The sequence below is a fragment of the Variovorax sp. SRS16 genome, assembly GCF_901827165.1.
Taxonomy (GTDB): domain Bacteria; phylum Pseudomonadota; class Gammaproteobacteria; order Burkholderiales; family Burkholderiaceae_C; genus Variovorax.
The window spans coordinates 4,490,155-4,510,297 of sequence record NZ_LR594666.1; the positions used below are offsets into that span (position 1 = coordinate 4,490,155).

Sequence of the window (20,143 nt, forward strand, 5' to 3'; positions counted from 1 at the left end):
GTGGCCCTGCGACGCATCGCCTTGCGCGACTTCGTGATCGTGCGCGCACTCGAACTCGATCTCTCTGCCGGCTTCACGGTCCTGACCGGTGAGACCGGCGCGGGCAAGTCGATATTGATCGACGCGCTTCAGCTGGCCCTCGGCAACCGGGCCGACGCCGGTGCCGTGCGCGAAGGCGCCGAGCGCCTCGACGTCAGTGCCGAGTTCGATGCCGATCCCCAACTCGTCACCTGGCTGGACGAAGGCGGCTTCGAGGCCACCGACGCGCTGCTGCTGCGCCGCACGGTCGATCTGCAGGGCCGCAGCCGCGGCTGGATCAATGGCAGCCCGGCCACCGCCACGCAACTGCGCGAACTGGGCGACCGGCTGCTCGACATCCACGGCCAGCACGCATGGCAGAGCCTGACGCGGCCCGAGTCGGTGCGTGGTCTGCTGGATGCGTACGCGGGCGTCGACACCACGGCCCTCGAGGGCGCCTGGCAAGGCTGGCGGCAATCGATCTCGGCGCTCGAAGCCGCGCGTTCCGCACAGGACTCGCTGCAACGCGAGCGCGAACGACTCCAGTGGCAGGTGGCCGAGGTGATGAAGCTGGCGCCGGGCGATGGCGAATGGAACGAACTCTCGGCCAGCCACACCCGAATCTCCAACGCGCAAGCGCTCATCGATGCCGCCGAAGGCGCGTGCGCAGCGCTGGAGGACGAAGACGGCGGCGCGCTCGTCGCGCTGAGCCGGGCCGTCACGCTGCTGCACAACTGCGAGCACATCGAGCCGGAATTCAAAGCGCTGGGCGAAGTCCTGGCATCGAGCGTGGCCCAGGCTTCGGATGCCGCGCACTCGCTGCACGGCTACCTGCGTCAGGCCGACACCGACCCCGAGCGCCTGGCCGAACTGGACGAACGGATGGGTCTCTGGATGTCGCTGGCCCGGCGCTATAGACGGCCTCCCGCCGAGCTGCCCGCGCTGCTCGTCGGCTGGCAAGCCGAGCTGCAGGCCCTGGATGCGCAAAGCGACCTCGACGCGCTGGAAAGCGCCGAGCGGGCTTCGCAGCAGCGCTACGTGAAGGAAGCGAAGGCCGTCGCCAAGGCCCGCAAGCAGGCAGCGCCGCGGCTGGCGCAGGCCGTCACGCAGGCCATGCAGGGACTCGGCATGCAGGGCGGCCGTTTCGAAGTGGCGCTGCAGCCGCTGGCCGAACCCGGCCGTGCCGGGCTCGAAGACATCGGCTTCCTGGTGGCCGGGCACACCGGCACCACGCCGCGCCCCATCGGCAAGGTCGCATCGGGCGGCGAGCTCTCGCGCATCGCGCTGGCGATTGCCGTCACGACCAGCGAGCTCGGCGCCGCGCAGACACTGATCTTCGACGAGGTCGATGCCGGTGTCGGCGGCGCGGTCGCCGACACCGTCGGCCGCCTCATGAAGCAGCTGGGCCGCGACCGGCAGGTGCTGGCCGTCACGCACCTGCCGCAGGTTGCGGCCTGTGCCGACCATCATCTGGTGGTCGCCAAGCGCCAGACGACGGTCGAGGGCGAGAACGGTCTTCGCACCGAAAGCGGCGTCGCCGTGCTCGACGACGACAGCCGGACACGCGAGATCGCCCGCATGCTGGGCGGCGAGCGCATCTCGCAGACTTCGCTGGCGCATGCGCGCGAAATGCTGGGCAAGAAGTCGCCGGAGACTTCGTCGTGAGCCTCGAACTGGTACTGATCACCGGCATGTCCGGCTCGGGCAAGTCCGTGGCGTTGCATGCACTCGAAGATGCCGGCTACTACTGCGTCGACAATCTGCCGCCTGAATTGCTGGCGCCCTTCGTCGCATTGCAGCGACAGCAACAGGCGGCCCGCGTCGCGATCGCAATGGATGTGCGCAGCGGCGTTTCGCTGCCCCTCGTTCCGCAGCAACTGGAGGGCCTTCGCCAGGAGGGCGTTTCGCTGCGATCGCTGTTCCTGGATTCGACCACCGATGCACTGGTTCGCCGCTACTCGGAAACGCGCCGACGCCATCCTCTCTCGCGCCAGGAAGGCCGCACCGACGCGCCGGAGCAGCAGCGCGTGCTGATGCAGGCCATCGAGCTCGAACGTGAATTGCTGGCCGAGCTGCGCGACGGCGCCGACGTGATCGACACCAGCATCATCCGGCCCGCGCAGCTGCAGAGCTACGTCAAGGCGCTGATCTCGGCGCCCGAGAGCGCGCTGACGCTGGTGTTCGAATCCTTCGCGTTCAAGCGTGGCGTGCCGCTCGATGCCGACTATGTGTTCGACGTGCGCATGCTCCCCAATCCGCACTACGTGCCCGCGTTGCGGGCGCTGACCGGCCGCGACACCGCGGTGATCGACTGGCTGCGCGAGCACGACGACGTCGCGCGCATGTACGGCGACATCGAACAGTTTCTCGGCCGCTGGCTCGATGCCCTGGCGCGCGATCATCGCAGCTACGTCACCGTGGCCATCGGCTGCACCGGCGGCCAGCATCGCTCGGTCTTCCTGGTCGAACAGCTGGCGCGCGGCTTCGGCGCGCGCTGGGCCGCACTCAAGCGGCACCGGGAACTCGACGGCGTCTAGCTGGCGGCCACCAGCAGTTTGCGCACCGGCGCAGGCAGGCCGAGCGCGGACCATTCGTCGGCGCTGAACCATCCGCCGGCGGCAGCGAGCGACGGCCTGTCGCGGCATTCGACCGACACCGGGTGCAGATGGAGGTCCTTGTGGGTGAGCACATGCACGAAGGCGGCGCCGTCATGGGCGCCCGGGCGATCCGCCGGCGGCAGTTCGTCCAGCAGCAGGCTCCTGCTTTCGAAGACCGGCAAGCAGTAGAGCCCCGCCCAGATGCCGCGCGACGGACGCTTCTCCAGCCACACGCGGCCCTGCGCATCGCGCGCCTGCAATACCCAGAGAGATTGCGCGCTGCGCCGCAGCTTGCGCGTCTTCACAGGGTATTTCTCGGGCGCGCCCTCGCGCTGCGCCGCGCAGAGATCGTTGGCCGGGCAAATCATGCAGCTGGGCCTGCGTGGCAGACACACAGTGGCGCCGAGGTCCATCAAGCCCTGGGTGTAACGCGCGATCGCAGAGCGTTGCGTCGCCGGCGGCAGCAGTGCTGCTGCCGCGCTCCACAGGACGCGTTCCTGGGCCGCGGACGAGAGATCGCCCGCGAAACCCAGCACCCGCGTGAGCACCCGCTTGACGTTGCCGTCGAGGATCGCGACCCGCTCGCCAAAACAGAACGCGGCGATCGCCGCGGCCGTGGAACGGCCGATGCCGGGCAGCGTCTGCAGTTCCGCCGCCGTGCGCGGAAAGCTGCCGCCGAAACGCGCCACCACCTCCTGCGCGCAGCGATGCATGTTGCGTGCGCGGCTGTAGTAGCCCAGCCCGCTCCAGAGGCCGAACACCTCGTCCTCGCTGCCCGCCGCGAGCGCTCGCACGTCCGGGAAGCGCTCGAGGAATCGCGCGAAGTAGCCCAGCACGGTCGACACCTGCGTCTGCTGGAGCATGACCTCCGACAGCCAGACGCGGTAGGGATCCTGCGTGTTCTGCCACGGGAGTTCGCTGCGTCCATGGCTGTGCTGCCAGGCGACGACGCGTTCGGCGAAGGCTGGCGCGAGTCCCGCCGCGACCGACAGCAGCGCGTCAGGCGGCACTGAGTTCGCTGGGTTCCGCGGCTGCGTTGGGCGCTTCGTTGCTCGCCAGCAGCGAGGTCAGCTCGCCCAGCCGGCGGTGAAGCTCCACCAGGCCGCTTTCCTGCGCGGCCAGTTCGGTGAGCCGCTCTTCGAGATTGCCCGCCGCGCCCTGGATGCGCTCGACCGCCTCGATGCGCTTGGTGAAGTTACGGCGGCGCTCCTTGAGTTGGGCGTCGAGCTGGGCGCCCGCGCCCTTGCTCCAGCGCTCGACCTCGGTCATGGCCGCTTCGTTGACCACACGCAACCGGCTTGCCAGCGCACGCACCAGCTTGTCGCAGAAATCGTGCTGCGCCAGCTTGAGCAGGTTGCCGACACCCAGGTAGTGCACATGGCTGTGCTCGATCTGGCCCAGTTGCTGCTCGAAACTCGTCAGGTCCGGCTCGGCCGGCGCCTGCAGCGTGAAACCGTGCTCGGCATTGAGCTGGCGGAACGTGGCGTGCAGCATGGACTGGATCTCGGCCGTGGTCGCCTGCACCTCGCGCAGGTTGTTGCGCAGCGAATCGAAGGTCTCGCCATAGACCTTGCGCACGTTGAGCTTGATGCCAGGTCGCTTGAGCGCTGCCGCCAGCCGGCCCATGTCGGCCTTGAGCGCGGTGCTGCCGAGCACGGCATACACCTCGCGCAGCAGCTTGCCCTGCACCGAGCGCAAGGCCAGGATGCGGGTGTTGCTGCCCTCGAACTCCGCCTGTTCCTGCTCGATGCGGGCGCGCATGTGGCGAATGACCGAGACATTCTTGCCGCGCAGCCCCTGGAGCTCCAGCGCCTGTTCGGAGAGGTCGCGCTGGCGCACGTTGAGGATGCGCGCGGCTTCGGTCTGCAAAGCGGTGATTCCGCCATCCACCGCCAGCCGCAGCATCCGCTCGCGCTTGCCGAGCAGGCCCTGGCCGAGCACCGCTTCCAGCGCGGGAAGGCGGCTTGCCTGCAACAGCGGCACGTCGCGCCGGATCTTGGCCTGCAAGCCCTTCTGGGCGGACACTGGCAGCACCTGCGACAGCGGGACGCCCAGCGTGTCGGCGGCGCCCTGGCGCTGCCGCTGGATCTGCAGTTCGATCTGCGCGGGCGTGCTGAGCGTGTCCCACATGGTGTCGATCTTGTTGAGCACCACGATGCGGGTTTCAGCCGTGGCGTCGGCCTCGGTGACCAGGTGTTCGCGCCAGATGGCAAGATCGGACCGCGTCACGCCGGTGTCGGCGCCCAGGATGAAAACGACCGCGTGCGCCTGCGGAATCAGGCTCACGGTCAGTTCGGGCTCAGCGCCGATCGCGTTCAGGCCCGGGGTGTCCAGGATCACCAGGCCTTGTTCCAGCAGCGGGTGCGGCATGTTGAGCAGTGCATGCCGCCAGCGTGGAATCTCGACGCGGCCTTCGGCATCGGGCACCGGGTTCTCGCCCGGCTCATCGTCGCTCCAGAATCCAAGGGCGCGGGCCTCCGCCAGCGGCACCCAGCGAACCTCGGCCACCTTGCTCATGATCTGCGAAAGCTCCTCGGCGTTCTCTACGTCGATCGGGAGCTCGGTCCAGCGCTCAGGCTCGTCGCGCCAGTGCGCGAGCGAATGCGGCTCGAGCCGCGTTTCGATGGGCAGCAGGCGAAGGCAGGGAAGATAGGCCGCGTCATAGCCCAGTTCGGTCGGGCACATGGTCGTGCGGCCCGCGCTGGCCGGCATGATGCGGCGGCCGTAGGCAGCGAAGAAGATGGCGTTGATCAGCTCGGACTTGCCGCGCGAGAACTCCGCGACGAAGGCGACCATGACCTTGCTGCTGCGCATCTGCGATTCGAGGTCGCGCAGCCGTTCGGCAACGGCCTGGTTTAGCAGTTCGTTTTCGTTCAGCCAGCGGGCGAGCCATTTGAGGCGATGCGCGAAATTGCGCCGCCAGGCGCCGTGCTGGTCGAATTGCTGATTGAAGGATCGTGCCAAGGGGAGTGTTGCGGGTGACTTACAAAATATAGCATCGGCATGCTGCTCCCAAGCGATCCTCCTTCGCGCTTTCAGGACTTTTGACAGCTTGGGCAGAAATAAGTGGAGCGCTGCCCCTGGCGTATCTGCCGGATCGGCGTCGCGCACACGCGGCAGGGCTCCCCGGCCCGCCCGTAGACCGTGGCCTCCAGCTGGAAGTATCCGCTTTGTCCGTCGACGTTCGAGAAGTCGCGCAGCGTGCTGCCGCCGCGCTCGACGGCGCGGGCCAGGACGTCGCGCACGGCCGCATGCAGGCGCGCGGCCCGCGGCCGGCTGATGCGCGACGCCGACATGGTGGGCCGGATGCCCGCCAGAAAAAGCGCCTCCGAGGCATAGATGTTGCCCACCCCGACGACGACGTCGCCTGCCAGCAGCACCTGCTTGATCGGCGCCCGCCGGCGGCGCAGGCCCGCATGAAAGGCATCGAAGGCGAAGGCATCGCCGAGCGGTTCCATGCCGAGGCCGCCCAGCAGTTTGACCGCCAGTGGAGCCGCCTCGTCCTCGGCATAGACCACCGCACCGAAGCGGCGGGGATCGTTCAGCCGCAGGGTGCCGCGGCTGGTCACCAGATCGAAGTGATCGTGTGTGCCCGCCTCGGGCAGCGCGGCGTCGAAGCGCAAGCTGCCCGACATGCCCAGATGCAGCAGCAACACGCCGACATCGAGATCGACCAGGAGGTATTTGCCGCGCCGGCGCACGGCCCGCACGGTGCGTCCGACCAGCGCGTCGGGCTCGATGGCCAGCGCCCAGCGCAGCGGCTTGCCCACGCGCACCGCATCGATGCGGCCGCCCGCGATGCGCTCGGCAAAACCGAGTCGGGTCACTTCAACTTCCGGGAGTTCTGGCATGGGGCGAAGGCTGACATGAAAACGCGCCAGGCCGAAGCCCCCGCGCAGTGGTCATGCAAAAGGCTTGGATTATTATGGTTCGATGACCCTATCGCCCCGCCGATCCCGCCTCGCGGCGGCCGCGTTTTCTGCCCTGATCGCGATCGCAGCGCAAGCCCAGACCGATCCGCCGCCGCCTGCGGCACCGACCAGTCCCGCGCCTCTCATCGAGCCCTCGCCCCCGCCGGGTGCGCCCGCGGCTGCACCCGAAAGCAAGGACGACAAGACGCCCGCGCAGCCTTCGGCCATGACGGCCGAGATGTTTTACGAAGTTCTCGTCGGTGAGCTGACGGCGCGTTCGGGCGAACCGGGCGATGGCTTCGCGCTGCTGCTCGACGCGGCGCGCAAGGCGCGCGACGGCAAGCTCTTCCAGCGCGCGGTCGAGGTCGCGCTGCAAGCGCGCTCGGGCGATGCCGCCCTGACCGCGGTGCGCGCCTGGAAGGAGGCCATTCCCCAATCGCGCGAAGCACGGCGCTTCGAGCTGCAGATCCTGATCGCGTTGAATCGCATCGGCGAAACGACCGAGCTGCTGCGCGCGGAAGTGGCCGCCACGCCGGAGGTGGAACGCCCCTTCCTGATGGCACTGATCGCACGCAACTATGGACGCGCCACCGACAAGAAGCTCGCGGCCTCGGTCGTCGAGCAGGCGCTGTCCGACGATCTCAAGAAGCCTGGGACCGGTGGCGCGGCATGGGCAGCGGTCGGCCGGCTTCGCCTGGCGGCGGGTGATTCCTCGGGCGCGCTCGAAGCGGCCCGGCAAGGCCAGGAGATGGACCCCTCCTCGGAAGGCCCGGCCTTGCTGGCGCTGGAGCTGATCGATCCCGCGCAACCGCTGGCCGAGCCCATCGTGAAGCGCTATCTGGCCAGCCCGAAGGCGCTGCCCGAAATGAGCATGGCCTACGCGCGCGTCCTGGTCGAGGGACACCGCTATGCCGACGCCAGCGAGACGCTTTCCGCGCTCACCACGAGCCACCCCGAACTGGCCGAACCGTGGCTGCTGCTCGGCAGCCTGCAAGGCCAGGCCCGCCAGGACGCGGCCGCCGAGGCCTCGCTCAAGCGCTACCTGTCGCTCGCCAGCACGCAGCGCGACCCCGAGGTGCGCGACCGCGGCCAGACACAGGCCTATCTGCTGCTGTCCCAACTGGCCGAGCGGCGCAAGGATTTCACGGCCGCCGACAGCTGGCTCGCCCGCATCGACAACCCGGAGGATCTGTTCGCCGCGCAGGCGCGCCGAGCGGCGCTGCTGGCGCGTCAGGGCAAGATGCCGCAAGCGCGCGAACTCGTTCGAAGCCTCCCCGAACGCACCCCGGACGAGAAGAAGCTGAAATTCCAGGCCGAGGTGCAGCTGCTGCGCGACGCCAAGCAGTACCAGGCCGCCTACGACATGCTGGTCCAGGCCGAGCTCGCCACGCCCAACGATCCGGACCTGATCTACGACCAGGCGATGATGGCCGAGAAGCTGAACCGCCTCGACGAGATGGAGCGCCTGCTACGCCGCCTGATCGAACTCAAGCCGGACAACCAGAACGCCTACAACGCGCTCGGCTATTCCTTCGCCGATCGCAAGGTGCGTCTGGACGAAGCGCGCACCTTGATCCAGAAGGCGGTGCAGCTGGCGCCCGAGGACCCGTTCATTGCCGACAGCCTCGGCTGGGTCGAATTCCGGCTCGGCAACATGCCCGAAGCCACGCGCATCCTGGAGACCGCCTACAAGAGCCGGCCCGATCCCGAGATCGGCGCGCACCTGGGCGAAGTCCTGTGGACCGCGGGCGAGCGCGAGCGCGCGATTTCCATCTGGAAGGAAGCATCCCTGGTGGATGCCAACAACGAGACGTTGCAGGAAACGCTCAAGCGCCTGCGCGTGAAGCTTTGAACCTGCCGGCCACCGCCGAGCTGTCGCGACGCGGTGCCGCGCTGCTCCTGGGTGGGTTCGCGCTCGCCGCGATCTCCGGCTGTGCCGGTCCTGCAGCCCTGCGCAAGGCCGGCATCAGCGCTGAGGAGGCATGGAGCGGCAGGCTCTCGCTGCGCGTCGACAGCGAGCCTGCGCAGACCTTCTCCGCGTCTTTCGATCTGCGCGGCGGTCCGCAAGCCGGCGAACTCACACTCACCAGCCCGATCGGCAGCACCTTGGCCCGGCTCCACTGGGCCCCGGGCGAGGCGCTGCTCGAGAACGGCAGCCAGACGCGGCATTTCGATTCGGTCGATGCATTGAGCGCGGCCGCAACCGGCGCGGCGATCCCCGTGGGCGCGCTCTTCGCCTGGCTCGCGGGCCGGAACGAAACGGTGCCCGGCTGGCGCCCGGATCTGTCGCAGGTGTCGGCCGGGCGCCTTCAGGCCACCCGCGAGTCGCCGCAGCCCCGGGCCGACCTGCGCATCGTGTTCGAGCGCGCATGAAGGCGCTCTACGATCTTCCCGCGCCGGCCAAGCTCAATCTCTTTCTGCACATCACCGGCCGACGTGCCGACGGCTACCACCTGCTGCAGTCGGTGTTCATGCTGATCGACTGGTGCGACACGCTGCACGTCGAACGACGCAGCGACGGCCTGATCACCCGCGAAGACCTGACGACACCGCTGCCCGCCGACGATCTGATCCTGCGCGCGGCGCGGGCGCTGCAGTCGGCTTCGCAAACGGCAGCAGGCGCACACATCGGCATCGCCAAACAAGTTCCGGCACAGGCGGGGATGGGCGGCGGCTCGTCGGATGCGGCCACCTGCCTTCTCGCCCTGAATCATCTGTGGGGCCTGCATCTGCCGCTATCGAAGCTGGAGCAGATCGGCCTCGCCCTGGGCGCCGACGTGCCTTTCTTCCTGCGCGGACGCAACGCGTGGGTCGAAGGAATCGGAGAAGAAATCACGCCGATCGCCTTGCCGCCAGGACGCTTCGCCGTGGTCAAGCCGGCCGCCGGTCTCGACACGCGTCTCATTTTTGCAGCGCCTGACCTCCAGCGCGCCACACCCGCTGCTATAATCTCGGGCTTTGCTGCACACAGCGGAGCCGAAGCATCCTTTGGCTTTGACTTCGGTCATAACGACCTGCAGCCGGTTGCGCAACGGCTTTGCCCGGCAGTCACCGAAGCCATCGAATGGCTCGGTCACCAGGGGCTCGAGGCCCGCATGACCGGTTCAGGAAGTTCGGTGTTCGCAGCGATGCCGCATGACACGAACCTGGTCGAAGCGCCTTCGGGCTGGCAGGTTCGCAAGTGCAGCAACTTGGCCGTTCATCCCCTAGTGGGCTGGGCGGTCTAGACAATCAGGTCGCTTTTTTGCGATCTGGTGCGACATATATCGGTTGACGACGCAAGTCGTCGACCCGTGTAGGGGAGTCGCCAAGCTGGTTAAGGCACTGGATTTTGATTCCAGCATGCAAAGGTTCGAATCCTTTCTCCCCTGCCAAATCTTCATTCGTGAGAATATTGGCGGCTCCTTCAAGAGCCATTTCGCATTGCCGGATGCATTTTGCCGGGACGCTCATGCAGGCTCACCACCCTGATTTCATGGTTTTCACCGGCAACGCCAATCCAGGCCTTGCCGCAGAAATAGCGCAGCATCTGGGCACGTCGCTGGGCGCAGCCCGCGTCGGCCGCTTCTCCGACGGCGAAGTCACCGTCGAGATCAACCAGAACGTGCGGGCACGCGACGTGTTCGTGGTCCAGTCGACCTGCGCGCCGACCAACGAAAACCTGATGGAACTGCTCATCATGGTCGACGCGCTCAAGCGCGCTTCGGCCGAGCGCATCAGTGCCGTCATTCCCTACTACGGCTACGCCCGCCAGGACCGCCGTCCGCGCTCGAGCCGGGTTCCGATCTCGGCCAAGGTGGTGGCCAACCTGCTCGAGACGGTGGGCGTGGCCCGCGTGCTGACCATGGACCTGCACGCCGACCAGATCCAGGGCTTCTTCGACATCCCGGTCGACAACATCTATGCCTCCCCGGTCCTGCTCGGCGACCTGCGCCAGAAGAACTACGAAGACCTGATCGTGGTCTCGCCCGACGTCGGCGGCGTGGTCCGCGCGCGCGCATTGGCCAAGCAATTGAACTGCGACCTCGCGATCATCGACAAGCGCCGTCCGCGCGCCAACGTGAGCGAAGTCATGCACGTGATCGGCGAGATCGACGGCCGCAACTGCGTGATCATGGACGACATGATCGACACCGCCGGCACGCTGGTCAAAGCCGCCGAAGTCCTCAAGGAGCGCGGCGCCAAGAAGGTGTACGCCTACTGCACTCACCCAATCTTCTCGGGTCCCGCCATCGAGCGCATCGCCCAGGGTTCGGCGCTCGACGAGGTGGTCGTCACCAACACCATTCCCCTCACCGATGGCGCGGGGGCTTGCACCAAGATTCGCCAGCTCTCCGTGGCGCCGCTGATCGCCGAAACGATCCAGCGCATCGCCAAGGGAGAGTCGGTCATGAGTTTGTTCTCGGATCAGGAAACCCTGTTCTGAGCAAAGAGCCGGGCTCTGTTCGCAGGGCCCATGTCGAAACCGGAGTCGCACTGGTCGCGGTCGACTTCCACAGGAGCAGTTATGAAATTCGTCGCTTTTGAGCGCGCAAAGCAGGGCACGGGTGCGAGCCGCCGTCTCCGCATCTCGGGCAAGACGCCCGGTATCGTCTACGGTGGCGAAGGCCAGCCCCAGCTGATCGAGCTCGATCACAACGCGCTGTGGCACGCCCTCAAGAAGGAAGCCTTCCACTCGTCGATCCTCGAAATGGAACTCGCCGGCGCCACCAGCAAGGTGCTGCTGCGCGACGTGCAATACCACCCCTTCCGCCAGCTCGTGCAGCACATCGACTTCCAGCGCGTCGATGCCCGCACCCGCATGACCGTCAAGGTGCCGCTGCACTACAAGGGCGAGGAAGAATCGTCGGCCGTCAAGCTCGACCACAACCTCGTGAACCACGTGATGACCGAACTCGAGGTGAGCTGCCTGCCGGCCGACCTGCCCGAGTTCATCGAGGTCGACCTGTCCGGCCTCACCAAGAACGCGACGCTGCACGTCAACGACGTCAAGCTGCCCCGCGGCGTGAAGTTCGTGAGCCACGGCAAGAACAACCCGGTGCTGGTCTCGGCCGTGCCGCCGCTCGTCGCCGAAGAAGCTGATGCCCCTGCCGAAGGCGCCGCAGCGCCCGAAGCCGCCGCCGCACCGGCCGCCGGCAAGGCCGCAGCTGGCAAGGCCGCCGCTCCGGCTGCCAAGACGCCCGCTGCAAAGGCACCCGCCGCGAAGAAGTAATTCGCCAAGACCCAGCCTCTGCCAACAGAAACGGCCCGCCCATGCGGGCCGTTCCTTCGTGAGGGCCGCCGCGCCCGCCATGCGGAAGCGACCGGCCCGCCCCCGGCAAGGGGGTAGGCGGCTACACGAAGTGAGCAAGCCTGGGGGCGAGCAACACTATGATCAAGCTGTTCGTCGGCCTCGGTAATCCCGGCCCGGAATACGAAGCCACCCGGCACAACGCCGGCTTCTGGTGGGTCGATGCGCTCGCGCGCGATCTGAGGCTCGTGCTGCAACCCGAGCGCGGCTATCACGGCTTCGTCGCACGGGGCCAGGTCGGCGGCCAAACCGTGTGGCTGCTCGAACCGCAGACCTTCATGAACCTCTCCGGCAAGTCGGTTGCCGCATTGGCCCGCTTCTACAAGATCGAGCCGCAGGAGATCCTCGTCATCCACGACGAACTCGACGTGGTGCCCGGCGAGGCCAAGCTGAAGCTCGGCGGCAGCCACGCCGGCCACAACGGCCTGCGCGACATCCATGCGCAACTCGGCACCGGCGACTACTGGCGGCTGCGTCTCGGCATCGGCCATCCGGGCGTGAAATCCGAAGTCATCCACTGGGTGCTCAAGAAGCCCTTGAAGGAACAACGCGAAGCGATCGAGAATGCGATCGCCCGCACGCTGCATGCCGTGCCCGCGCTGGTGGCCGGCGAGATGGACAAAGCGACGATGCTCATCCACACGAGCAAGCCGCCGCGCCCCAAACCGCCGCGGCGCGAGCCCGGCGAAGGCGGGGCACCCGCTGCGGGTTAGCGCAAGCAGAGAAGAGAGAAGAATGGAAAGGGAGAAAAAATGAATCTGTCACACACCCGGATCGCCTTGCGGATCGCCATCCTCCTGATGGCGCCCGGCGTTCACTGCGCGGCGCACGCAGCCGACGGCGGCACCGGCACATGGCGCTGCGGCAATACCTACACCGACCAGCCCTGCAAGAACGGCAAGGTCGTCGGTCTCGACGATGCACGCGATGCGGCGCAAAAGCGCGCAGCCGATGGCACGACACGGGAAGCCCGGAGCGCGGCCGACCGGCTGGAGCGCGACCGCCTGCGACAGGAGTCCGAGCAGGCAAAGCGGCAGCCGGTCCTGATCGAGGACAGACCTGATGCCAAGCCGCGACAAGAGAGCCGCACCGGCGCCCGGAAAAGCAGGAAGGGCCAGAGCGGCGCCGACTATTTCAGCGTGCGCGCCCCGGCGTCGACAGCAAAGAAGAAGACGGCAAAAGCCGCCGGCAGGAAGAGCGCACCCCAAGGCTAGGCAGCGGGCGCAGCAGCTGGCGGCTCCTCGCCGGCGCTGCCCGCTTGTGCGGCCTTGGCCGCTTTGGCCATCGCGAGCCGCTCGAACTTCTGCCACAGGGTCTCGCGCGTCTCGACATACGCCGGGTGGGTCGGAATGCACGCGACCGGGCAGACCTGCACGCACTGCGGCTCATCGAAGTGGCCGACGCATTCGGTGCATTTGTGCGGATCGATCTCGTAGATCTCCGCACCCATGTAGATCGCGTCATTGGGGCACTCGGGCTCGCACACATCGCAGTTGATGCACTCGTCGGTGATCATGAGGGCCATGCCCGGATTATGAAGGGCCGGGCACAGTCATTGCGTCTGTCGGGTTATGCTGCGCCCCGACCCATGAATCTCTTTCTCTTCAAGCGCTTCGTGACGCTGATCGCCACCCTGATCGGCGCTTCGATCATCGTGTTCCTCGTGCTCGAGATCCTGCCCGGCAATGCGGCGCAGATACTCATGGGGCCGGACGCATCGCCCGATGCGGTGGCCGCGCTGGCCGTCAAGCTCGGGCTCGACCAGCCGGCCTGGACCCGCTACTGGCACTGGATCGGCGGACTCCTCACCGGCAATCTCGGCGACAGCTACGCCTACAGCTCGCCGGTGCTCGACCTCATCCTCGAACGCCTCGCACTGACCGTGCCGCTCGCGCTGCTCGCGATGGTCTTCACCACCGTGCTCGCGCTCCTGGTCGGCGTGACCGCCGCGGCGCGCCACAACAAGCTCGGCGACGTCGGCCTGATGGGCCTGACGCAGATCGGCATCGCAATCCCGAATTTCTGGTTCGCGATCCTGCTGATCCTGGTCTTTTCGGTGCAGCTCCAGTGGTTCTCGGCCGGCGGCTTCGACGGCTGGGGCGACGGCATCTTCGCGGGGCTGAAGGCGCTGCTGCTGCCCGCGCTGTCGCTCGCCGTGGTGCAGGCCGCGATCCTGGCGCGCTTCACGCGCTCGGCGGTGCTCGAAGTGATGCGCGAGGACTTCGTGCGCACCGCACGCGCCAAGGGCGTCTCGCAGCGCGCCGTGCTCTGGCGCCACGTGCTGCGCAACGCGCTGATCCCGGTGATCACCGTGATGGGCATGCAGTTCTCGGAGTTGCTCGCGGGCACCATCGTGGTGGAGAACGTGTTCTACCTGCCCGGCCTCGGCAGGCTGATCTTCCAGGCCATCAGCAACCGCGACCTGATCGTGGTGCGCAACTGCGTGATGCTGCTGGCCGCGATGGTTGTCATCGTCAACTTTGTCGTCGATGTGCTGTACGCCGTCATCGACCCGCGCATCAAGGCCAGCGACATATGAGCGCCCTTCCCACCACGGTGCCGAGCGCAGCCGCCTTCAAGGTCCCGGGCTTCTGGCGCCGCGCGCTGCACCACCGCAGCTTCACGATCGGCGCCGTGCTCACGCTGGCGCTGTTGCTGGCAGCCGGCATCTCGCTGGTCTGGACGCCCTGGTCGCCCTACGAGATGGACATGGCCCACAAGCTGATGAAGCCCGACGGCTCGCACTGGCTGGGCACCGACACCTATGGACGCGACGTCGCCTCGCTGCTCCTGGTCGGCGCACGCGCGTCGATCCTGGTCGGCGTGATCGCGGTCGGCATCGGCCTCACGGTCGGCACGGCCCTCGGCCTGCTCGCCGCCGCGCGGCGCGGCTGGGTCGAGGAAGCCATCATGCGCTTCGCCGATTTCTCGATGGCCTTTCCGGCGATCCTGTCGGCCATCATGCTGACGGCGGTGTTCGGCGCCGGCATCGTCAACGCGATCATCGCGATCGGCATCTACAACATCCCGACCTTCGCGCGCATCACGCGCGCATCGGCCAACGCGATCTGGTCGCGCGAGTACATCGCGGCCGCGCGTGCCTGCGGCAAGGGCCCGTTCGCGATCACGATGCAGCACGTGCTGCCCAACATCTCGGCGGTACTGATCGTGCAGATCACGATCCGCTTCGCGATCGCGATCCTGGCCGAAGCCGCGCTCTCCTACCTCGGCCTCGGCACGCAGCCGCCGCAGCCCTCCTGGGGCCGCATGCTCGCCGAGGCGCAGACCATGATGTTCCAGGCGCCGCTGCTTGCGGTGTTTCCCGGACTCGCCATTGCGCTCGCGGTGCTGGGCCTCAACCTCCTGGGCGATGGCTTGCGCGACCTGCTGGACCCGCGCCTCGCACGCGCCCGCTGAACCCCGACATGCCTCTTCTCGAAGTCACCGACCTCCATGTCCAGCTGCAGACGCAGCGCGGACCGGCCGAAGCCGTGCGCGGCATCGGCTTCACGCTCGAACGCGGCGAGACGCTGGGCATCGTCGGCGAATCCGGCTGCGGCAAGTCAGTCACGGTGCAATCGCTCATGGGCCTGCTGCCGTCGACCGCCCGGGTGACGGGCAGCATCCGCTTCGACGGCACCGAGCTCGTGGGCCGCGACGAGCGCGCCCTGTGCGAGATCCGCGGCAACCGCATCGGCATGATCTTCCAGGAGCCGATGACCGCGCTCAATCCGGTGCACACGATCGCGCGGCAGGTCGGCGAGCCGCTGCGGCTGCACCGCGGCCTGTCGACAGCCGACGCGCGCAAGGAAGCGCTGGCCCTGCTCGAACGCGTGGGCATCCCCGATGCCGCGTCGCGGCTGGATGCCTATCCGCACCAGTTCTCGGGCGGCCAGCGCCAACGCATCGGCATCGCCATGGCGCTGGCCTGCGGCCCCGATCTGCTGATCGCCGACGAGCCGACCACCGCGCTCGACGTCACGATCCAGAAGCAGATCCTCGAACTGATCCGCGGCCTGGTCGCCGAGCGCGGCATGGCGCTGATTCTGATCTCGCACGACCTCGGCGTGATCGCGCAGAGCGTCTCGAAGATGCTGGTGATGTACGGCGGCAGCGTGGTCGAGAGCGGCCCGACCGCGGCCGTGTTCGCCGAGCGCGCCCATCCCTACACGCAAGGCCTGTTCGCGGCCCGGCCCGCGCTCGGCGCGCCGCGCGGCGTGAAGCTCGCGACCATCCGCGGCAGCGTGCCCGAGCTGGTCGACCTGCCCGACGGCTGCCCCTTCGCGGGCCGCTGCGGCTTCACCATCGACGCCTGCCATGCCACGCGGCCGCCGGCCACGCTGCTGCCGCACGATCACCAGGTGCGCTGCATCCGGCTCGATGAGATCACTGAAGGCGTCGAGGCATGACCAATCGCTTCGACCCTGATCCGACCTCCGTTCCCTTGCTCGAGGTCACCGACCTCGTGCGCCACTACACCCTGCCGCGCGAACGCCTGTTCGGCCCAGCGCCGACCGTCAAGGCGCTCAACGGCGTGAGCTTCAGCGTGCGCCCGGGCCAGAGCCTGGGCATCGTCGGCGAGTCGGGGTCGGGCAAGTCGACCATCGCGCGGCTGGTGATGGCGCTCGATGTGCCGACCTCCGGCCGCATCCGGCTGCTCGGCCGCGACCTGAACGCCTTGCCGAAGGACGAACTGCGCCAGGCGCGGCGCGACGTGCAGATGGTGTTCCAGGATCCGTACGGCTCGCTCGACCCGCGCCAGCGCGTGGCGCGCGTGGTCGCCGAGCCGCTCGAGGCGCTGGCCGAGACCAGCCGCGCCGAACAGCGCGAACGCGCGGCCGAATCGCTGGCCGCGGTGGGCCTGCGCAGCAGCGACCTCGACAAGTACCCGCACGAATTCTCCGGCGGCCAGCGCCAGCGCATCGCGATCGCGCGCGCGCTCATCACGCGGCCGAAGCTGATCGTGGCCGACGAGCCCGTGAGCGCGCTCGACGTCTCGGTGCAGGCCCAGGTGCTGAACCTGATGCAGGACCTGCAGCAGCAGTTCGGCATCAGCTACCTCTTGATCAGCCACGACCTCGCGGTGGTGAACCATCTGTGCGACGAGGTCTGCGTGCTGCACCGCGGCCTGGTGGTCGAGCGCGGCGCGCCGCAGCGGCTGTTCGCGCATGCCGAGCATCCCTACACGCAGGCCCTGCTCGCGGCGGTGCCCCGCGCCGAGCCCCTGCCGGCGTGAACGCGGCGGACCGGTCCTCAGCAAATGCCCGGGGACGCATCCGACCCCGCATGATGTAACGTCCTGTTCCTACTCAAACACAGCCTTTCCCTGGAGCCCTGACCATGTTGAAACGCCGCACCCTTCTGACCACCGCCGCACTGGCCACCGTGCCGCTCGCACTGCCGCACGCCGCGCTCGCGCAGGGCCGCAAGGACTCGATCGTGATCGGGATGGCGCTCGAACCGCCGGGCCTGGACCCGACCGCAGGCGCGGCATCGGCCATCGCCGAGATCGTGCAGTACAACATCCTCGAGACGCTGACCAAGATCAACGCCGACGGCAAGGTCACGCCGCTGCTGGCCGAGAGCTGGGAGGTCTCGCCCGACCTGCGCACCTACACCTTCAAGCTGCGACGCGGCGTCAAGTTCCAGAACGGCGAGCCCTTCAATGCGCAGACCGTGAAGTTCTCCTTCGACCGCGCCGGCGGCGACAAGAGCACCAACAAGGACAAGCGCACCTTCGCCAACATGAGCACCCAGGTGGTCGATGACAACACGGTGGTGGTCATCAACAAGGAGATCGATCCCGACCTGCTGTTCCTGCTGGGCCAGGCCACCGCGGTCATCGTCGAGCCGAAGAGCGCCGACGGCAATGCCACCAAGCCGATCGGCACCGGGCCCTACAAGCTCGACAGCTGGGCCAAGGGCTCCTCGCTGGTGCTCAGCCGGTGGGAGGGCTTTCGCAGCCCGGGCACGGCGAAGATCAACAAGGTCACCTTCCGCTTCATCTCCGATCCGGCTGCCCAGGCTGCGGCCGTGCTGGCCGGCGACGTCGATGCCTTCCCGCGCATCGCGACGCGCGTCGTGCCGCAGTTCAGGAACAACCCGCAGTTCCAGGTCATCCTCAGCGGCTCGCTGGCCAAGACCATCCTGGCCATCAACAACAAGCACAAGCCGCTGGACGACGTGCGCGTGCGGCGCGCCATCCTCGCGGCGATCGACCGCAAGGCGGTGATCGAAGGTGCGGTCGACGGTTTCGGCGTGCCGATCGGCAGCCACTATGTGCCCGGCGCGACCGGCTACGTGGACACCACCGGCATCAATCCGTTCAACATCGAGAAGGCCAAGCAACTGTTGGCCGAAGCCGGCGTGAAGACGCCGCTCGAGCTCACCATGACGCTGCCGCCGCCGCCCTACGCGCGCCAGGGCGGCGAGGTGATCGTGGCGGAGCTCGCCAAGATCGGCATCAACGTCAAGGTGCAGAACGTCGAGTGGGCGCAGTGGCTGAGCAACACCTACGGCGGCCCGCACAACTACGACCTCACGATCGTCTCGCACGTCGAGCCCTTCGACCTCGGCAACTACGCCAAGGCCGACTACTACTGGGGCTACCAATCGAAGGCCTTCGACACGGTGTACGACAAGATCAAGACCACCGGCAATGCAGCCGAGCGGGCCAAGCTGCTCGGCGATGCGCAGAGGATCCTCGCGACCGATGCCGCCAACGGCTTCCTGTTCCAGCCCCAGTGGCCCACCGTCGCCAAGAAGAACGTCAAGGGCCTCTGGAAGGACATGCCGATCTTCGTCAACGACCTGGCGGCGTTGTCGTGGGCATGAGCGCCGCGCCGGGCCGCCCCAAGCAAGCTCGCTCCCGCCTGGCGGGAAGGCGCCGAGCGCCAAGGGTGCGCCAATGACCGGCGCTCTGTACGACCTGTCGGCGCAGGAACTCGTCGCCGCCTACCGCGAAGGCAAGCTCTCTCCGGTCGAGGTCACGCGCTCGGTGCTCGACCACGTCGAGCGCTGGGAGCCGCACCTGCGCGCCACCTGGCTGCTGCGGCCGGACGCCGCGCTCGAACAGGCGCGCGCCTCGGAAGCGCGCTGGCGCCGCGGCGAGCCGGCCGGCCCGCTCGACGGCGTGCCGACCACCATCAAGGAGAACATCGCGACCCGCGGCGATCCGATGCCCTCCGGCACGGCCGCCGTCGATCTGCGGCCCGCGGCCGCCGATGCACCGCCGGCCGCGCGGCTGAAGGAAGCCGGCGCGGTGATCGTGAGCAAGACCACCATGCCCGACTACGGCATGCTGTCGTCGGGCCTGTCGAGCTTCCACACGCTGGCACGCAATCCCTGGGACCTGGCGAAGACGCCGGGCGGATCGAGCGCCGGCGCCGGCGCTGCGGCCGCAGCCGGTTATGGCCCGCTGCACATCGGCACCGACATCGGCGGATCGCTGCGGCTGCCGGCCGGCTGGTGCGGCATCTTCACGCTCAAGCCCAGCCTCGGCCGCATCCCGATCGACCCGCCCTACATGGGCCGCGCCGCCGGACCGATGACGCGCACCGTGGCCGATGCCGCATTGATGATGCAGGTGCTGGCGCAGCCCGACGCGCGCGACAGCATGAGCCTGCCCGCGCAGGACATCGCATGGTCGTCCTTCGATGTCGCGGCCGACCACCTGCGCGGCCTTCGCATCGGCCTCTTGCTCGACGCCGGCTGCGGCCTCGCGGTCGAGCCCGAGATCCGCGCAGCCGTCGAGCAGGCGGCGCGCCTCTTCGAGCGCGCCGGCGCCATCGTCGAGCCGATGCAGCCTTTCATGTCGCAGGCGATGCTCGACGGCATGGACCACCTGTGGCGCATGCGCTCGCGGGTCGACATGAATGCGCTCAGGCCCGAACAGCGCGCCAAGGTGCTGCCCTACATCCGCGAATGGGCCGACAGCGCGGAGCGCTTCAGCGGCGAGCATGTGTTCCGCGCCTTCAGCCAGTTCCACACGACGCGCGTCGCGACGGTGGCCGCCTGCGCGAAGTACGACTACGTGATCTCGCCGACCGCACCCAATCCGCCCGCCGCAGCCGAAGCGCCCTCGCCTACCAACGACCCGCTGCGGCCGCTCGAACACATCGGCTTCACCGTGCCGTACAACATGTCCGAGCAGCCGGCGTCGTCGATCAATTGCGGCTACACCGCCAGCGGCCTGCCGATCGGGCTGCAGATCGCGGGGCAGCGCTTCGACGATCTCGGCGTGCTCAAGGTCTCGCGCGCCTTCGAGCTGATCCGCGAAACGCAGCGGCCCTGGCCGCAGCCGCCGCGTCACTGAGCCTGCGACGGGT

At 68.0% G+C, this 20,143-nt stretch carries 19 protein-coding genes and 1 tRNA gene; 16 read left to right on the forward strand and 4 right to left on the reverse strand.

The window, feature by feature from the left end:
* Nucleotides 1–1,683, forward strand: coding sequence for a DNA repair protein RecN (gene recN / locus E5P2_RS21735; protein ID WP_162569226.1), 1,683 nt, complete (start codon nucleotides 1–3; stop codon nucleotides 1,681–1,683).
* A complete protein-coding gene (gene rapZ / locus E5P2_RS21740; protein WP_162569227.1) occupies nucleotides 1,680–2,555 on the forward strand; it encodes an RNase adapter RapZ in 876 nt (291 codons plus the stop codon). The genes recN and rapZ overlap by 4 nt, the downstream gene beginning before the upstream one ends.
* On the opposite strand, the gene mutY is transcribed toward rapZ, so the two are convergent.
* The 3 genes from mutY to mutM all read right to left on the reverse strand — a co-directional run bounded on the left by mutY (nucleotide 2,552) and on the right by mutM (nucleotide 6,466).
* Nucleotides 2,552–3,625: an A/G-specific adenine glycosylase gene (mutY, locus tag E5P2_RS21745; RefSeq protein ID WP_232080798.1), complete on the reverse strand. Its 1,074-nt coding sequence runs from the start codon at nucleotides 3,623–3,625 to the stop codon at nucleotides 2,552–2,554. The two genes, rapZ and mutY, sit on opposite strands and share 4 nt — an antisense overlap.
* Nucleotides 3,615–5,579 (reverse strand): dynamin family protein, encoded by a 1,965-nt coding sequence (locus tag E5P2_RS21750; RefSeq protein ID WP_162569228.1) that lies wholly within the window; start codon nucleotides 5,577–5,579, stop codon nucleotides 3,615–3,617. Before E5P2_RS21750 ends, mutY begins: the two co-directional genes overlap by 11 nt.
* A 71-nt stretch (nucleotides 5,580–5,650) precedes the next feature.
* Complete coding sequence (gene mutM, locus E5P2_RS21755; RefSeq protein ID WP_162569229.1) at nucleotides 5,651–6,466, reverse strand: bifunctional DNA-formamidopyrimidine glycosylase/DNA-(apurinic or apyrimidinic site) lyase; 816 nt, start codon at nucleotides 6,464–6,466, stop codon at nucleotides 5,651–5,653.
* Between the two features lie 82 nt (nucleotides 6,467–6,548).
* Between mutM and E5P2_RS21760 the strand changes: the two genes are divergently transcribed.
* From E5P2_RS21760 to E5P2_RS21795, 8 genes are all read left to right on the forward strand, one after another.
* Nucleotides 6,549–8,378, forward strand: coding sequence for a tetratricopeptide repeat protein (locus E5P2_RS21760; protein ID WP_162569230.1), 1,830 nt, complete (start codon nucleotides 6,549–6,551; stop codon nucleotides 8,376–8,378).
* Nucleotides 8,375–8,899, forward strand: coding sequence for a lipoprotein insertase outer membrane protein LolB (locus tag E5P2_RS21765; protein WP_162569231.1), 525 nt, complete (start codon nucleotides 8,375–8,377; stop codon nucleotides 8,897–8,899). The genes E5P2_RS21760 and E5P2_RS21765 overlap by 4 nt, the downstream gene beginning before the upstream one ends.
* Nucleotides 8,896–9,753, forward strand: a complete 858-nt coding sequence (ispE, locus tag E5P2_RS21770; RefSeq protein ID WP_162569232.1) for a 4-(cytidine 5'-diphospho)-2-C-methyl-D-erythritol kinase — start codon at nucleotides 8,896–8,898, stop codon at nucleotides 9,751–9,753. The genes E5P2_RS21765 and ispE overlap by 4 nt, the downstream gene beginning before the upstream one ends.
* Nucleotides 9,754–9,823: 70 nt before the next feature.
* Nucleotides 9,824–9,900: transfer RNA gene (locus E5P2_RS21775), tRNA-Gln, on the forward strand.
* 77 nt (nucleotides 9,901–9,977) lie between these two features.
* Nucleotides 9,978–10,952 (forward strand): ribose-phosphate pyrophosphokinase, encoded by a 975-nt coding sequence (locus E5P2_RS21780; protein WP_162569233.1) that lies wholly within the window; start codon nucleotides 9,978–9,980, stop codon nucleotides 10,950–10,952.
* Nucleotides 10,953–11,033: 81 nt separating this feature from the next.
* A complete protein-coding gene (locus E5P2_RS21785) occupies nucleotides 11,034–11,738 on the forward strand; it encodes a 50S ribosomal protein L25/general stress protein Ctc (RefSeq protein WP_162569234.1) in 705 nt (234 codons plus the stop codon).
* 158 nt (nucleotides 11,739–11,896) lie between these two features.
* A complete protein-coding gene (pth, locus tag E5P2_RS21790; RefSeq protein ID WP_162569235.1) occupies nucleotides 11,897–12,529 on the forward strand; it encodes an aminoacyl-tRNA hydrolase in 633 nt (210 codons plus the stop codon).
* A 66-nt stretch (nucleotides 12,530–12,595) separates the two neighbouring features.
* Nucleotides 12,596–13,030, forward strand: a complete 435-nt coding sequence (locus tag E5P2_RS21795) for a hypothetical protein (protein WP_162569236.1) — start codon at nucleotides 12,596–12,598, stop codon at nucleotides 13,028–13,030.
* Here the strand turns inward: E5P2_RS21795 and E5P2_RS21800 are convergent.
* The gene (locus tag E5P2_RS21800; protein WP_162569237.1) at nucleotides 13,027–13,341 is read right to left on the reverse strand and encodes a YfhL family 4Fe-4S dicluster ferredoxin; all 315 of its coding nucleotides are present in this window, start codon (nucleotides 13,339–13,341) and stop codon (nucleotides 13,027–13,029) included. The two genes, E5P2_RS21795 and E5P2_RS21800, sit on opposite strands and share 4 nt — an antisense overlap.
* Before the next feature lie 63 nt (nucleotides 13,342–13,404).
* Here E5P2_RS21800 and E5P2_RS21805 point away from each other — a divergent pair, with 63 nt between their 5' ends.
* The 6 genes from E5P2_RS21805 (at nucleotide 13,405) to E5P2_RS21830 (ending at nucleotide 20,130) form a co-directional block, all read left to right on the forward strand.
* Nucleotides 13,405–14,355: an ABC transporter permease gene (locus E5P2_RS21805; protein WP_162569238.1), complete on the forward strand. Its 951-nt coding sequence runs from the start codon at nucleotides 13,405–13,407 to the stop codon at nucleotides 14,353–14,355.
* A complete protein-coding gene (locus E5P2_RS21810; RefSeq protein ID WP_162569239.1) occupies nucleotides 14,352–15,233 on the forward strand; it encodes an ABC transporter permease in 882 nt (293 codons plus the stop codon). Before E5P2_RS21805 ends, E5P2_RS21810 begins: the two co-directional genes overlap by 4 nt.
* An 8-nt stretch (nucleotides 15,234–15,241) precedes the next feature.
* Nucleotides 15,242–16,225: an ABC transporter ATP-binding protein gene (locus E5P2_RS21815; RefSeq protein ID WP_162569240.1), complete on the forward strand. Its 984-nt coding sequence runs from the start codon at nucleotides 15,242–15,244 to the stop codon at nucleotides 16,223–16,225.
* Nucleotides 16,222–17,052 carry an ATP-binding cassette domain-containing protein gene (locus E5P2_RS21820; RefSeq protein ID WP_162569241.1) on the forward strand — a complete coding sequence of 277 codons (831 nt, stop codon included), beginning with the start codon at nucleotides 16,222–16,224 and terminating at the stop codon, nucleotides 17,050–17,052. The genes E5P2_RS21815 and E5P2_RS21820 overlap by 4 nt, the downstream gene beginning before the upstream one ends.
* Before the next feature lie 104 nt (nucleotides 17,053–17,156).
* Entirely contained in the window at nucleotides 17,157–18,650 is a 1,494-nt protein-coding gene (locus E5P2_RS21825; RefSeq protein ID WP_162569242.1) for an ABC transporter substrate-binding protein, read from the forward strand.
* Between the two features lie 73 nt (nucleotides 18,651–18,723).
* Nucleotides 18,724–20,130, forward strand: coding sequence for an amidase (locus E5P2_RS21830; RefSeq protein ID WP_162569243.1), 1,407 nt, complete (start codon nucleotides 18,724–18,726; stop codon nucleotides 20,128–20,130).
* The last annotated feature ends 13 nt before the right edge of the window (nucleotides 20,131–20,143 follow it).